Raw genomic sequence first — 14,786 nt, forward strand, 5'->3', positions numbered from 1 at the left:
TATCGCCCGATTCCGCTCCTATCCCGAAAATCGGGTCATCCGCCTAAACCCATCGCCCGCCCGTATCATACAGTATAGTATCTTAACTCAAAAAGGAAAGTGATATCATGACGCGTCATTCTCACTATTATCACCGCCGACCCACTAATAACCAGCGCTCTCTCAATGAATATGAATCACTGCCGCAGACGCCATCGCCATACCCTGGCATTACTCCATACACCGATTATCCGGAAGTGGGTGAAACCGCGTTATATCCATATACCGACGGCGTAACCGACATGGAGGCATCGGCTTCGGCTCTGGCTCCATCCACGAACTCCGGCGGAGGCGGTCTGGCAGGTCTCCTTGGCGGAGGAGGCGGCAGCGGCGGTGGTGGCGGATTAGGCAAGCTCCTCGGCGGGCTCGGGGTCAACAATATGAGCGACATCAAGGGCCTCATCGATCGGATGGGGGGCATCGACGGCATCGTAAACAACATTGGCAAGGTACAAAAGGTTATGCAGGGCTTCCAGCAGCTTGCGCCCATCGTCTCTCTGCTTGCAGGCGCACTCGGCAAGAAGAAAGGCGGAGGCGGCAGCGGATCCTCTCCAAGCGCATTTACGGACCAGAATGAAGACGGCTACGAATATAAACCGCGAAGACGCCGTTCCTCGGGAAGCCGGCGCCGCTCCGGCTCGCGCAGAACATCCGGCTCTGGCAAAAAACGTCGCCGTTGATCTATGTAAATGGGTAAGCTATAAACCCTGCTGTGAGTCTCAGAAGCACCGCAGCCTCTGAACATCGAAGGATATAGCGACACGATGGGTTTAGCAGATACGTTCCTAAAACTCACCATAGGCGGAATCATCCGAACCATCATACATCATGCAGTTGGCTCCAGTCGGTTACCCAAGACTGGAGCCATATCCTTTTATCAACCTATGATATCCTCTTCAGCGCGTCCAGTCCCCTTCGGGGCCGGCTTCTTTATTCTCGGCGCTTTCGAGTGATTTTAACCGAAACCAATAGGATCCGCGCAGACCGGAACGCAGCAGCATCATAATGCTGCCCATCAGATACAGCACGGTCGGGATCCGTTTCATATGGGGATAGAACATGAGTATGCTGCCAGTGATGAACAACAGGCCGGTTGCAATCTCGCTGATGACCATGCCCACCTCATAACGGTTCGTCACGGCGAGCTTTCGTTTTCGTTTCCAAGCCAAGCGAAGCATCCGGCGCAGCAGCCGGGAACGCAAAGGCTCATCTGGTTGATGCGATGAACGCTTCTTGGGATGTGGTCTGAGCCTGAGTTTCATATGCAGTCCCTCCTCTGCAAGCCTTTACCCCTTACGGAGGAACAAGAAACGACAGCGATTTAGCATTCGCCTTATGATGCAGGACAACCTTACCTCATTTTAGATAACTGCATGGCAGGGACTTGGGCCGACAGATACTCCCGGCTGGCATCCTCTACCTTACGAATCGCATCACCATTTTTCACGTTAACCTATACTCAACAATGAACCTCTCTATTTAAACCAGCCTCTGCGCATAAACCACAACACCATGCCCCCGCCAAGCACGAACATAAGAAGGAGCACGAAGAAGTATCCATAATGCCACTCGAGCTCCGGCATATTCTCGAAATTCATCCCGTAAATCCCGGCAATCAGGGTAAGCGGCATGAAGATGGTTGTGATCACCGTCAGTGTCTTCATGATCGTGTTCATCCGATTCGAATTCACCGATATGTAGCTGTCCCGAAGGTCCGCCGTCATCTCGCGGTCGGCTTCGATCATGTCCGCCAGCTTCAGCAGATGGTCATAAATGTCGGAAAAATAAGCATGGTGCGCGTGGTGCTGCAAATGCTGCGAATTCACGATCCGGTACAGCAGATCCCGCATCGGCACGACCGTCCGCCGCAGGCGAAGCAGTCTGGAACGAAGCGCGAACACCTGATTCATAAGATCCTCGACCGAATCCTTTTCCCCATGGCTTTCCAGCTCGGCCAGCTCATCCTCGATGGCAAACAGGCTTGGAAAGTACTGATCCACCAGCTTATCCATGATCGTATAGGCCGTGAAGCTCGGGCCATCTTGACCCAGCGGTCCCTTGCCGGCGACCGAGAGCACGCGGTCCCAAGCTTCATCCATTTCGCGCATGGCTTTCTCGTGAAAAGATACAATATACGAAGGTGCCAGAAACAGATCCACCTCGACGACACCCAGCGTATCCGGCTGTAGGGCATGTAAGACTAAGAACTGCATCTGTTCGTAATAATCCAGCTTCGGCCGCTGCAGGATGTGCATGCAGTCCTCCACCGCCAGCGGATGAAAATGAAAATAGCTATCCAGCATCCGCGCCTCCTCCGGCGTCGGCTCACTGAAATCGACCCAGATCCAGATATAGTCCTCCATTCGAATCTCTTCGAGTGGAAGTCCGATTACCGCTTCATAGCTTGGGGTAATGGCTAACGTGCGAATCATGATAAGCTCTCCTTCCCAGCACCTTCTTGTTTCGTTAAACAAAAAAAGCCAATCGATTCCTGATTGGCCCCACAACTATCCATGATCTATGTGTAATTACGTTTTAGAAAAGAATTTTAAAGATGACTCCTGCCAGTACTGCCGTAATCGGAATCGTAATAAACCAGGTCACTACGATGCGTCCTGCAAGGGACCATTTCACGGCGGAGAAGCGTTTCGCTGAGCCTACGCCGAGAATCGCCGACGTAATGGCATGCGTCGTACTGATTGGCAAGTGAAGCAGCGTAGCCGAGAAGATGACGGATGCAGCCGAGAAATCCGCTGCGAAGCCGTTGATCGGCTCGATTTTGAAAATTTTCGTACCCATGGTTTTGATGATCTTCCAGCCACCCACCGAGGTTCCGAGTGCCATCGCTGTCGCTGCCGAAATTTTAACCCAGAGCGGAACTTCCATCTCTGTCAATTGACCGGAGGTAACCAGAGCAAAGGTGATAATCCCCATCGCCTTCTGTGCATCGTTGGTACCGTGCGTGAAGGATTGCAGTGCTGCCGTAAATATCTGCATCGTACGGAAGCCTTTATTCACGGTATGCGGACTGCGCTTGGCAAAGATGAACTTCAGCAGCTGCATGACCACATAACCGATCACAAACGCAAGAATAGGCGACAGAATCAGCGCTAATACGATATCCTTAAATCCGCCATAATTCAGCATGTCGCTTCCCGCGCCGACAAATACCGCACCGGCCAATGCCCCGATCAGAGCATGGGAAGAGGATGAAGGCAATCCGAACCACCAGGTAACCAGGTTCCAGATGATGGCTGCAAGCAATGTTGCAATAACTACCTCGATCCCGTTATCCAGCTTGGTCGGATCGGCGACGCTTCCGCCGATGGTTTTGGCAACCCCTGTGAACATCATCGCACCGACGAAGTTCATGCTCGCTGCAAGCAGTATGGCTACCCGCGGCTTCAGGGCCCTGGTCGAAACCGACGTTGCGATAGCATTCGCCGTATCGTGAAACCCGTTGATGAAGTCAAATGCAAGCGCCAAAAAAACAACAATTACTAATACTAACATCGTTGTATCCATTGTTCAAAGACTCCCTTACGAGTTGCGCATAATGATGGATTCCAGCATATTTGCCACGTCTTCGCAGGTGTCCGTGGTCGTTTCAAGACGTTCGTAAATCTCTTTTTTCTTGATCAGCAGAATCGGGTCAGAGACGGTGGCGAACAGATCCTTGATACAGATGCGCAGCAGCTCGTCGCCTTGGTTCTCCAGATCGTTCAAGCGGATCGTGTACTCACGAATAGCCAGAAGTTTTTTCTGAGAGAGCAAATGAATGGCCTTCTGAATTTCGTAAGCCGATTGACGCAAAATTTCGGCAAACTGCACCATGTACTCGTCAGGTTTCCCCAAATTGTACATATAGAAACGGGATGCCGTTGCTTCCAATCCGTCCATCACATCGTCCATGCTGGTTGTCAAGTCCATAATATCGTCGCGTTCGATTGGCGTGATAAACGTTTTGTTGAGCTCAGTAATGATGGTATGCGTATAGGTATCACACTGGGACTCGTATTTTTTCATTTCATTGGCAAATTCAAGCACATCTTGAAGATTGGAAACGTGCTGCGAAAAATAATCTGCGGCTTGTACCACCGTATCGGCCATATTCTCCAGCGTTTGGAAGAATATATCCTTCTTCTTCAATTTCATACTCTTAACCCCTTTTTTCGATAAATTGCCGCGAACGCCCTTATAAGATAGACAACCTTGACTATCTTATCACATCCATGGCAGGGTGTGTATAGAAAAGTAACACTCAAAAATGTAAGGAACTAACAGAATAGAAGATGCATGGATATCGCTTCATTTCCCTTGCCTATTAACATCTCCGTCTGCGTGCAAATTATCCCGATATGCATCCAACATCCACTTCTTATACATTAAGGATTCGTTATGGTCACATGGCTTTCAAAAGATGGCGAATTCGGCACAATGTTGAAATACGTCGTTCCCGGCACCAACGGCACTTCCTTGCCGTCCTTCACGAAACGGATCGCATCGCCCGCTGCGCGTACCCACTGCCCCTCGATGACTTCTCCGCGCTGGAACAGCATCGCTTTCCCGCCCGCTTCCACATTCACGGCAAGCCGGCCCACATCATCCAGCACTTTATGATCCGCCCCGAGCACGATGACATTCGCGGCCTCCAGCTGGACATTATCGTTAAGATCGACATGCGGCGATCCATTGACCCACCGTTTGTACGTATTGGACGAACCGTCATACTGATAAGCCACCACATAACTGTCTAGTAAAAATTTGATTTCGACCTTCTCCCCGGGTTCACCGGAAATAACCTCTAAAGGCGCCGTTCCCTCTGCACCTTCGCCGCTTGCAGCCGTCGGCTCCGAATAGAACGAATATTGCGGCACCTTCACGTCGTTGCCATAGTTAAGCTTGGCCGCTCCTTCACGGAGCTTCTCGTCGCTGGAATACAGATTATGCGGAGCTTTGCGTTCCTTGTCTCTCCAGAAATAGGAGCCAGCATTTCCGATCTCATCCATATCCTGCTTGCCTTGCTTTTGGATGATGCTATAAGCTTCAGGGCTGCCTCCCGCGTGGACCAGAACGCCGCCGTAGCTCTCGCCAAGATTAATGAGATAAGGACGAATGCTGCGAATCGGCCCGATCTTCTCAATGTCGCTCTGGCTTTGGAAAATGCCGATCAGTCGCGTGATCCCTCCCTCCGCCAGCACTTCATATACCATGTCCGCTTGTCCCAGACCCGACTGCGGCCTTGCCGCCGGTGCGTTATTGATCATAACGGCCAGCGGCCGCTGCGTCAGTGACGCTTCTAACGGCAATCCTGTCAGCGGTGCCTTATATGGAGAGGACGTTTCCTCTTGAGGCACTTCTACCGGCTCTTCGATCGGAGCCTCCACCACCGGTGCCGGAGCAGGCTCCGCCTGCTGTTTATCGCCGCCGCAGCCCGACAGCATAAGAACTGTCGCCATCGACATTAAGCTTGTCCTCCAGGCGAATTTTTGAAAAGACAAAGACCCTTTGCTAAACATATGGTTTCCCCCTATGAACGCTCCCATTACTTATTACCCTAAATTTCCAACCTATTTCCCCGAAATTTCCAACCGACAATCAACTTTAGTTTACATTTAATCACAAAATCCGTGCTTTGTCTGTATTTAGAAGAGATACCATCCTTTAATGAATCACCTTGACAGCATGGCTTGGCAGCAGCAGTTCCAACTCAAACCATGGTGAGGTTCTAAACGACCCGGTTTGTGACATAAAAAAGTCTCTTAGAAGGCATACGTATAGTGTGTATGCCTTTAAGAGACTTCCTGCTTCCATCCAATTATTTAGCCGCAGAAGTTTCCGAAGGGAAACAAGATGCCGATTGTCATCCGATCCGCAAACCAATATTGCCAAACTGCTCGCCCGCCGTCATCCGCCGGAACGCATCCAGTATCTCATCCAGCGGGTACATCCGGTCGATCAGGGGCGCAATGGTGTGCTCCTCCATGAACCGAAGCATCTCTCCGAACTCCTCGCGGCTCCCCATCGACGTACCGATCCAGGACAGCTGCGGAAAAAATAAAGCTCTCAGCGGAACCTCGACCGCGTCGCCGGAGCTGGCCCCAAAGCTGACGATCCGCCCATTCGGCTTGATCACTTCCAAGTATTGGGGAAAGGTAGCCGGACCGATACTATCCAGAATGACGTCCACCTTCTCCCCTTGCAGTTCTTCGCTCCAATCCCCGCTGCTCGAAAAAGCCTTATGCACAGAATAGCGCCGCGCTTCTTCGAGCTTGGCTTGGCTTCGGGAAGTGACGCTGACGACAGCCCCCGCAGTCTGGGCCATGAGCATGGCGTAGGTTGCAACCCCGCCTCCTATACCTGGTATAAGCACATGCTCGCCAGGCTTGATATGCGCCCTCGTAAACAGCGCACGGTAGGCCGTTAGCGCGGATAAAGGCAGTACTCCCGCTTCCTCCCATGTCAGGTATGTCGGCTTTCTGAAGGCATTGTCCGCTGGGATGACGACCGTTTCAGCAAACGTACCGTCCCTGGGTCCGCCCAAGATCTGCGGCACCACCGGGACCTCTTCGGTGTTATCCCAACCGATCGTCGGATGGATGATGACTTCCGTGCCGACTGTCAGCCCCCCCACTCCTTCACCCACGGCATCAATGATGCCTGCGCCGTCTGAGCCAAGAATGAGCGGTGCATCCGACGCATGACGTCCTTTCATCAGAAACAGATCGCGGTGATTGAGTCCGGCCGTCTTTAAACGGACCCGGATCTCACCGGGACCCGGTTGTTTCGATTCCATATTGCCGACCCGAAGTCCGTCCAGACCGCTCCGGCCGTGATGAATGGCTGCTTTCACATGAATCTCTCCCCTTCTTCCGGCTTGTGTAGGCCATGTTAGGTTCAATTGTATAGTTCGCCTCGGAGCATGTAAAATGAGTAGTAATGAATATGGCATTCAGTCAGAATGAAGTCAGGAAGGTGAGACTAATGGAGAGCGGAGATTTACGGATATTCCGAGCAGTAGCGGAGGAAGGCAGCATTACACGGGCGGCCCAACGCCTGCAGTATGTTCCCTCCAACGTCACGGGCCGGATCCGCCAGCTGGAGGACAGGCTCCAGACGGCCCTGTTTATCCGAAGCAATCGAGGGATGGAACTGACCCCGGCCGGCGAGCGCCTGCTTGGATACACGCGTCAAATTTTAAATTTGCTAGATGAAGCGGAGAAATCCGTACAGGCAGAGGATACGCCGCGGGGACCGCTACGAATCGGTGCGATTGAATCCACCGCCGCTGCATATCTGCCAGGACGCCTGGCCGACTATTATGCCCGTCACCCCGAGGTTAGCCTGTCCCTCACCACGGGCAACTCCAGCGTGCTGATGCAGCAAGTGCTGGACCGAGAACTGGACGGCGCTTTCGTGTACGGACCTTTGACGCATCCTCTACTGAAACAGATCCCTTCGTATAATGAGGAACTGGTGCTCATCTCCGAAGCCGGAGCGGCAAGCCAGCAGGAGCAGCTGCAGAAGCCGATGCTTATTTTGTCGACAGGCTGCACCCACCGATCCAGAGTGGAGCGCCTGCTGGCCGAGGCTGGCGTTCAACATCCGCAAATCATAGAGTTCGGTTCGCTCGAAGCCGTGTTAGGCGGGGTTGCTTCGGGTCTCGGCGTAGCGCTTCTCCCGAGGTCCAATGCCGTTTCGCTTTCCAACGAGAAAAACATTGCAGCCATGACACTGCCGGAGTCCTACCGCGAGGTCGTGGTGTATTTTATCTATCACCGCGACGTGCCGCTGAGCAGCGCCCTTCGAGCTTTTCTGGAGCCGGAGAATCAAAAATGATTGAAGTTTGACCCTCAAAGCGGGCACATCGGATCGAATGACCACAGCGTGAGAATCCCTGCACTCCTGAAAACGAAAACGATTGAGTAATCTAGTCAGTGGGAGGATTCGATTGAACGTTCACAAGTTTGTGATATTTATCACGTGTAATGTGAATATTTTCACTTATAATAAAGACATAGAGAAGGTGATCACTTCCCAAGGCAACAAGAACTAACAACAACGACATCAGAAACAACGGAATGACTCATTAATCCAAAAAATAAAAACTCATTTAAGGAGTGGTTTATATGTTTAACAATTGGCTGAGAACGAACAAAGTTGCAATGTGGCTGCTGACCTTCATCCGGGTCTATATCGGTTATGAATGGCTGACAGCAGGTTGGGGCAAATTGACAGGCGGCGGATTTGACGCTGGTGGGTTCCTCCAAGGCGCGATTGCCAATGCAACCGGCGATCACCCCGCCGTCCAAGGCTGGTGGGCAGCGTTCCTCGAACATGCGGCACTGCCGGGCGTGAAACTTTTCAACTTCATCATCCCGCTCGGTGAATTCCTGGTAGGTCTCGGTCTCATTCTCGGTACCTTCACCACCTTCGCCGCCCTGATGGGACTGGTCATGAACGCCGCGTTCCTCTTCTCGGGCACCGTGAGCACCAACGCCCAAATGTTACTGCTTGAAGTGCTGATCATCGTCGCTGCGGCCAACGCCGGTAAGATCGGTCTTGACCGTTGGGTTCTCCCTTACCTTCGCGGCCTGTGGAATAAAATGACCCACCGTGATCATGAACCCAAAGCACCGACAACTCATCTGAAAAAACGCACAGCTTAACCTTATAACAACCATAAAAAGACGTTGGAGAATTCCGGTTCTCCATCGTCTTTTTTTCGTGCCAAGAACCTATGCCAAATCGCAGCCTATGCGAATACTGTATTTAAATACAGATTTTTGCAAATATGAATAATTTGTTATGATGCGACATTATATAGATCGTTGCTGTTTTTTCGGCTTCCGTCGTGATTACAATTTTCAAATTCGCAAAAATCTGAAAACAAAAAAGAGAATGATTATTCATTGGAGGAGTGGTGCTGATGTTTATTCAATGGTTGCAATCAAGCAAAATCGCAATGTGGCTGCTGACGGTCATTCGGGTGTACGTCGGGTATAAATGGCTGACGGCAGGCTGGGGCAAGCTAACGGGAGGCTTCGATGCGACCGGATTTATGCAAGGGGCCATCGCCAAATCCACGGGTGAGCACCCTGCGGTTCAGGATTGGTGGGCCGTATTCCTGAAGCATGCCGCGCTGCCCGGCGTCAAATGGTTCAACGTCATCGTTCCACTGGGCGAATTCCTCGTCGGACTTGGCCTCATCCTCGGCACATTCACTGTGTTCGCAGCGCTGATGGGGCTCGTGATGAATGCTGCATATCTCTTTTCCGGTGCCATCAGCATCAACGGTCAGCTCCTGCTGCTAGAATTCCTGATCATCCTCTCAGCCGCCAACAGCGGAAAGATCGGGATCGACCGCTGGCTCATGCCCTACCTCCAAGATAAATTCACGCGCAAAGCAAAAATCAGCAGTGACCCCTCCTCTCTGCAGAATCAGGCAGTCTGATTTTACAAGGGATACGAGACTTTAGGGGCGGTGTAACCACAGAATATAATAAGGCGGATGGCGCTTGCCTCCCCAGTAATATGAATGGGGCTGCTGACTCCTCTAGATCCTAAATTGAGACCAACTCTTACGTCATGTCTAAAAATGAATGATTGATGCTTCTCCTCTCTCCGACCTCTTACAGCTTGATTTACCTTTATAAACCAACGGGTGACCGATGCCACCGGTACCGGTCATCCGTGTCTTATAACCATTTTGCCCCAAGTAACGATTTTACACCAAACCCAGCGGTGCTAGCGCTATACTATCTCCCAATGCGTTGCATCTTTATCTACACGCATCAGGTACTAGGTGTAGCTTTGCGCATACTGCTTACAACTTACTGGATTTTCTTTGCAGGCTTTGTACTTACTGGCTTTATTTATTCCTTGCTGGCCATTCTTGCTGACTCACTCTGCACGTCTGCACAGAATATTGTCACTCATATTACTTACTAACTACCTGCTTACTACCCATTTAACTTACTCCCGCAATACTTCTGACACCATGCTTAACACCACATTACTTACTAATTACTCGTTTACTGCCCATTTGCCTACTCCTGCAATCCTCCAGGCACCATGCTTTAGCAACACATACTTACTAATTACCTGCTTACTACCCATTTGCTTACTCCCACAATCCTCCAGGCACCATGCTTTAGCAACACATACTTACTAATTACTTGCTTGTTCCCCATTTAACCTATTAACCTACTCCCCCAAACGCTCCAGATACCATGCCTTACCACCACATTACTTACTAATTACCTGCTTACTACCCATTTGCCTACTCCCGCAAACTCCAGACAACATGCTTACTACCACATATCCTAGTGCGTATCTTCCCCTCACTGTCCCGTGTTTCTCCTACGTCTCCTCTATATATTGCACCTGTTCGCCCTCTCGCTTATCATCTGTCACTTCCCCCTGCGAACTCACAAATTAAAAGTTTTTTATGATTTTTATCACAAATGTGATTTTAATCACATATATTGTGATTTATTTCACTTATAATAAAGACATGAAAGAGATGATCATCTTCCTAAAGAACAACATCATAGAACTTCAGCACATCCGAGAATTGGCAAGGAAGCTTTCATAAAAAAGAAATCATACTTTTAAGGAGTGGTTTATATGTTTAACAACTGGCTGAGAACAAACAAATTGGCAATGTGGCTGCTGACCTTCATTCGGGTCTACATCGGTTATGAGTGGATGACGGCAGGTTGGGGTAAATTGACGGGCGGATTTGATGCAGGCGGTTTCCTGCAAGGCGCGATCGCCAAAGCAGCCGGCGATCACCCCGCAGTCCAAGGCTGGTGGGCGGCGTTTCTGGAGCATGCGGCACTGCCGGGAGTGAAGCTCTTCAACTTCATCATCCCGCTCGGTGAGTTCCTCGTAGGGGTCGGACTGATCCTCGGTACCTTCACTACCTTCGCCGCTCTGATGGGACTTGTGATGAACGCCGCATTCCTCTTCTCGGGTACGGTGAGCACCAACGCCCAGATGTTACTGCTTGAAGTGCTGATCATCGTCGCTGCTGCCAACGCGGGTAAAATCGGCCTCGACCATTGGGTTCTCCCTTACCTCCGCGGCCTGTGGAACAAAATGACGCACAGAACAACTAAAGGCGATGGCACGACGCACACACCTTTCAAAAAACAAACGGCATAAACATGGTAAGCATCTGCAACCAAAAAAACTAACCTATTGATTACACAGCCCGACTTGAGCAATCAAGCCGGGCTGTTTTTGTTGTGGTATACATTGGAGATTTGGCATACGTTGGAAGTTTGGCATATGGGTCGAGCACTGTCATACATCTCAGCTTTGTCATACATTTGAGCGTTGTGATACATTGAGCTTTGTGATACATTGAACTTTGTCTTACATTGAGCACTGTCATACATTGAACTTTTTGTGATACATTTGAGTGCCATACATCTGAGCGTTGTACTTACCTTCTAGCGTCGTACATAAGTTCGAGCGTAGTTCATACGGGCACTGCCTAGTCACTTAATATTTTAGCGGACTCAGCGGACCTTATTTTGTCCAAAAGGACCCTTTTTTTAACACGAACGGACCACAGATCCGTTATTCACCAAATGAGGTCCTCATTTTGCCGATTATCCGCTACTTAACGGATCGTGTGTCCGATAAACCCATCAAAAGCGAGCATATTGCGAAAATAGCGGATCTGAGGTCCAAGAGCGTCATACTTACGTTCGAGCGTCGTACTCACGTTCGAGCGTCGTACATAAGTTCGAGCGCAGTTCATACGGGTACTGCCTAGTCACTTGCAATTTTAGCGGACTCAGCAGACCTTATTTTTACTAAAAGCACCCTTTTTTTAACACGAACGGACCACAGATCCGTTATTCACCAAATAAGGTCCTCATTTTGCCGATTATCCGCTACTTAACGGATCGTGTGTCCGATAACCCCATCAAAAGCGAGCGTATTGCCAAAATAGCGGATCTGTGGTCCGATACTGCTGGGCCTAAGGACTGACCAAGTCACTGATCGGCAACTTATCGGGCTCTGTGTCCGGTAACTCCTGCAATACCGTGCCGTTAGCGAAAATAGCCGATCTGAGGTCCGTTACGGCCAGACCGTAACTCGTTTGACATACCATTTCCTTAGCGGTTGTATAGTTGAAGGATTTGGTTTCGGACTGCAGAAAAATCCCGATCAATAAAAAAGCCCATGCAATCCTACTTCCAGGACTGCATGGGCTTACCCAAGACCAAAGCTTGCTCAAAATATTATTTCTGCACCGCTGCTTTCAGAATATCGATCTTCTGTTCCCTGGTCATATCCCATGTGGTTGAAATGCTGTATTCAAAGCCGCCTTCATGCCAAAAAACGTATTTTGGATAGATATGCGCCGGGAAATCATCCTCAAAGAACCCTTTCTTCTTGCTTCCCTCTGGGTCCAATGTATATTTAGAAATGGCCAGTGTGTCTTTCCCGTTCGTATATTCAAGACGAATGGTTGCCGCCTCTTTCCAGTCTATCTTTTTCGCGTAGATGGGTTTTCCGCTCTCCTTGCCTTCGGCCCTTACTTCATCAAGGAACTTTCCTTCGGTTGGCCCTTCAATTCTCGCTTTGGAAAACTTATATCCCTCCGGCAAGTTGGCAGGCCGCTTCAGAATAGAACCCTCCAGCGTGGAAGCTCTATTCAAGTAGTCCTCGTAAGCAGTGAATTTTTCTATACCTCCCCAATAACTTAGGTCGAATCCGCTGTTAAGATCCTTATATTTATGATACAGAACATACATATCACCTGTCTCTTCGCTTAGCTTCTTCACTCTATTGGTCTCAGCTTCGATATACTTCTTATCCTCTGGAGTTAGAGCCTTGGCTGCTGCTTCTGCTTTTTTTTCGGCCTTTTCCAGTTCTTTTTTGTAAAGCTCGCGGTCAATATCCCCCTTGGGATAGATAATATCCGGCACGTTATTGACAACTTCTCCACCCTGTTCCGACTGCACGGAAGCCTTTGACGTGACGTTCCCTGCATCGCTTTCCTTAGCATTAACCAATGTCACGCTGCCTAGCGCGAGAATCATCGCCATCCCCAGAATGGACAGGCGATAGGATTTTTTGTGAAAATGTTTAATCATCGTAAGTCTCCTTTTCATTTGTTTATGCGTGGCGGACAGGCCGGCAAGCCCCGGCTGACGTTGGTTTCCTGAAAAATGGTCCAACACATGGATGATCGTTTGTCCGTATGCATTGTTTTGCTGCGGGCTCATCCGATTCAAGGCGCATGCATCGCAAGCCATCTCCTGGTCTTGTCTCGCTTTATGTACGGCTAGCCATAATAACGGATTAAACCAATGGATGATCAGGATGATATGCATTAACCAGTTCACTGCGACGTCCCGCCGCTGAATATGTGCGAACTCATGCGCCAGAATGTATTGAAGTTGATCCTTTTGCAGCGTGATGAGCAGACTGGGCGAGATGACGATCGCCGGTTTGTTAAAACCGACCACGGCAGGTCCAGGAATTCGCTCGCTGGCTACAAACTGCACGGTTTGCTTCACGCCTAATTGCTGTTTCGTCTCGTGAAACACGGTCAATAGAAAAGGCGTATCTATTTTTCGGCCCGTGCGCAGGGCTTGTTTCAATCGAAGCTGGTCGTATACCGTTTTCGCGGCAAGAAGCAGCACACCCGCAAGCCATCCCGACATCAGTATATTGGTGAAGCCTATCTGCTTGAACCCATTCCACCAATAACCGCTGTCCTGCACGGGTCCCGATTCAAGGGATGGAGCAGGTACTTCCGAAGTTCCGCTTGCTTCCGGGTGTATAGAGCGCTCAACATGAATCGCCGAGCTTATTCTCCCCGTTTCCTTCCAAAACGGTGAAACTTGAGTTTGTTGATGAATGCCGGGCACTATGGCCTCCAGAGACAAAACATTGTATAGGCTAAGCGAGGATTCCGGGGCCCAAGGGAGCAGCAAGCGAATGGCCACAGGAAACCAAAGCCAGTATCTCCATCTGGCTTCAATCTTGTTTTTCAGTAGAAATTGCAGCATCAGGACAAGGACGATCATGATGCCGGCCATGAACGATCCGCGAATGACCCAGCCGAAAAACAACAATAAATTTTCATGCAATGTATGACTCATCAGGGCTCTCTCTTTTCTGTTTCCCCGTCGCTGCTGTTCTCGTCAAACAAAGCCTTCAGATCCTCGATTTCTTGCGCATTCAGTTTTTTATCCTGCAGAAAGTTGGCCAGCATCGGCTTTAAAGCTCCCCCATAAAGTTTTTTCATGAAGGATTTGGTTTCGGACTGCAGATACTCCTGCTCGCTGATGATCGGATAAAATAGTTGGGTGCGCTTTGAACCCTTTTCCAGTTTCGCACCCGCTGCTTCCTTCTGCACCAGACGACTGAGGAGCGTCCGAGTTGTATTGGGGCTCCACCCCATCAGATCCGTCATTTTCTTTACGACCTCGCTGGAAGGACAGTCCGGATTAGCCCACAATACACGCATAATTTCCAGTTCTGCATCCGTAATCGGTGGTATTTGATTCATGCATGAAACCTCCAATGTCAATTCAATAAAACTACATGTGTAGTTATGTTAATGCTACGATTGTAGTTTGATAATGTCAACATGTTTGGTGAAGAAAATTTTCTCGGTTTAGTTACATGCAGTATACTTGTACCGCTTGTGGGAATGTTGATCTGCAAAAGAACTCATGCCATCCTATTTCCAGAGCTGTATGGCCTGTCCGCAA

At 49.9% G+C, this 14,786-nt stretch carries 14 protein-coding genes; 5 read left to right on the forward strand and 9 right to left on the reverse strand.

The genetic code is table 11. The annotated features are described in order from the left end of the window. Positions 1-107 precede the first annotated feature (107 nt). Complete coding sequence (locus AK95_RS19270) at positions 108-719, forward strand: hypothetical protein (RefSeq protein WP_071221504.1); 612 nt, start codon at positions 108-110, stop codon at positions 717-719. A gap of 216 nt (positions 720-935) precedes the next feature. On the opposite strand, the gene AK95_RS19275 is transcribed toward AK95_RS19270, so the two are convergent. From AK95_RS19275 to AK95_RS19300, 6 genes are all read right to left on the reverse strand, one after another. Beyond that, positions 936-1,301 (reverse strand): YrhK family protein, encoded by a 366-nt coding sequence (locus tag AK95_RS19275; RefSeq protein WP_071221505.1) that lies wholly within the window; start codon positions 1,299-1,301, stop codon positions 936-938. A gap of 213 nt (positions 1,302-1,514) precedes the next feature. After that, a complete protein-coding gene (gene corA, locus AK95_RS19280; RefSeq protein WP_071221506.1) occupies positions 1,515-2,471 on the reverse strand; it encodes a magnesium/cobalt transporter CorA in 957 nt (318 codons plus the stop codon). Positions 2,472-2,574: 103 nt separating this feature from the next. Beyond that, positions 2,575-3,564 (reverse strand): inorganic phosphate transporter, encoded by a 990-nt coding sequence (locus AK95_RS19285; protein WP_071221507.1) that lies wholly within the window; start codon positions 3,562-3,564, stop codon positions 2,575-2,577. Positions 3,565-3,579: 15 nt separating this feature from the next. Continuing rightward, on the reverse strand, positions 3,580-4,194 hold the full coding sequence (locus AK95_RS19290; RefSeq protein ID WP_053489885.1) for a DUF47 domain-containing protein: 615 nt from the start codon (positions 4,192-4,194) through the stop codon (positions 3,580-3,582). A gap of 230 nt (positions 4,195-4,424) precedes the next feature. Further along, on the reverse strand, positions 4,425-5,504 hold the full coding sequence (locus tag AK95_RS19295; protein WP_071221508.1) for a DUF3048 domain-containing protein: 1,080 nt from the start codon (positions 5,502-5,504) through the stop codon (positions 4,425-4,427). 398 nt (positions 5,505-5,902) lie between these two features. Next, the gene (locus AK95_RS19300; protein WP_071221509.1) at positions 5,903-6,892 is read right to left on the reverse strand and encodes a zinc-binding dehydrogenase; all 990 of its coding nucleotides are present in this window, start codon (positions 6,890-6,892) and stop codon (positions 5,903-5,905) included. Positions 6,893-7,023: 131 nt separating this feature from the next. On the opposite strand from AK95_RS19300, the gene AK95_RS19305 reads away from it, so the two are divergent. The 4 genes from AK95_RS19305 (at position 7,024) to AK95_RS19320 (ending at position 11,208) form a co-directional block, all read left to right on the forward strand. Further along, positions 7,024-7,878, forward strand: coding sequence for a LysR family transcriptional regulator (locus AK95_RS19305; protein ID WP_071221510.1), 855 nt, complete (start codon positions 7,024-7,026; stop codon positions 7,876-7,878). A gap of 290 nt (positions 7,879-8,168) precedes the next feature. Next, complete coding sequence (locus tag AK95_RS19310) at positions 8,169-8,708, forward strand: DoxX family protein (RefSeq protein WP_071221511.1); 540 nt, start codon at positions 8,169-8,171, stop codon at positions 8,706-8,708. A 260-nt stretch (positions 8,709-8,968) separates the two neighbouring features. After that, the gene (locus tag AK95_RS19315) at positions 8,969-9,493 is read left to right on the forward strand and encodes a DoxX family protein (protein ID WP_071221512.1); all 525 of its coding nucleotides are present in this window, start codon (positions 8,969-8,971) and stop codon (positions 9,491-9,493) included. Between the two features lie 1,175 nt (positions 9,494-10,668). Further along, on the forward strand, positions 10,669-11,208 hold the full coding sequence (locus AK95_RS19320; RefSeq protein WP_071221513.1) for a DoxX family protein: 540 nt from the start codon (positions 10,669-10,671) through the stop codon (positions 11,206-11,208). Positions 11,209-12,034: 826 nt separating this feature from the next. Here the strand turns inward: AK95_RS19320 and AK95_RS19325 are convergent. The 3 genes from AK95_RS19325 to AK95_RS19335 all read right to left on the reverse strand — a co-directional run bounded on the left by AK95_RS19325 (position 12,035) and on the right by AK95_RS19335 (position 14,581). Beyond that, complete coding sequence (locus AK95_RS19325; RefSeq protein ID WP_071221514.1) at positions 12,035-12,229, reverse strand: hypothetical protein; 195 nt, start codon at positions 12,227-12,229, stop codon at positions 12,035-12,037. Between the two features lie 70 nt (positions 12,230-12,299). After that, positions 12,300-14,171, reverse strand: a complete 1,872-nt coding sequence (locus tag AK95_RS19330; protein WP_071221515.1) for a M56 family metallopeptidase — start codon at positions 14,169-14,171, stop codon at positions 12,300-12,302. After that, the gene (locus AK95_RS19335; RefSeq protein ID WP_071221516.1) at positions 14,171-14,581 is read right to left on the reverse strand and encodes a BlaI/MecI/CopY family transcriptional regulator; all 411 of its coding nucleotides are present in this window, start codon (positions 14,579-14,581) and stop codon (positions 14,171-14,173) included. The genes AK95_RS19330 and AK95_RS19335 overlap by 1 nt, the downstream gene beginning before the upstream one ends. Positions 14,582-14,786 lie beyond the last annotated feature (205 nt).

This window comes from Paenibacillus sp. LC231 (genome assembly GCF_001860525.1).
Classification (GTDB): domain Bacteria; phylum Bacillota; class Bacilli; order Paenibacillales; family Paenibacillaceae; genus Paenibacillus_AQ.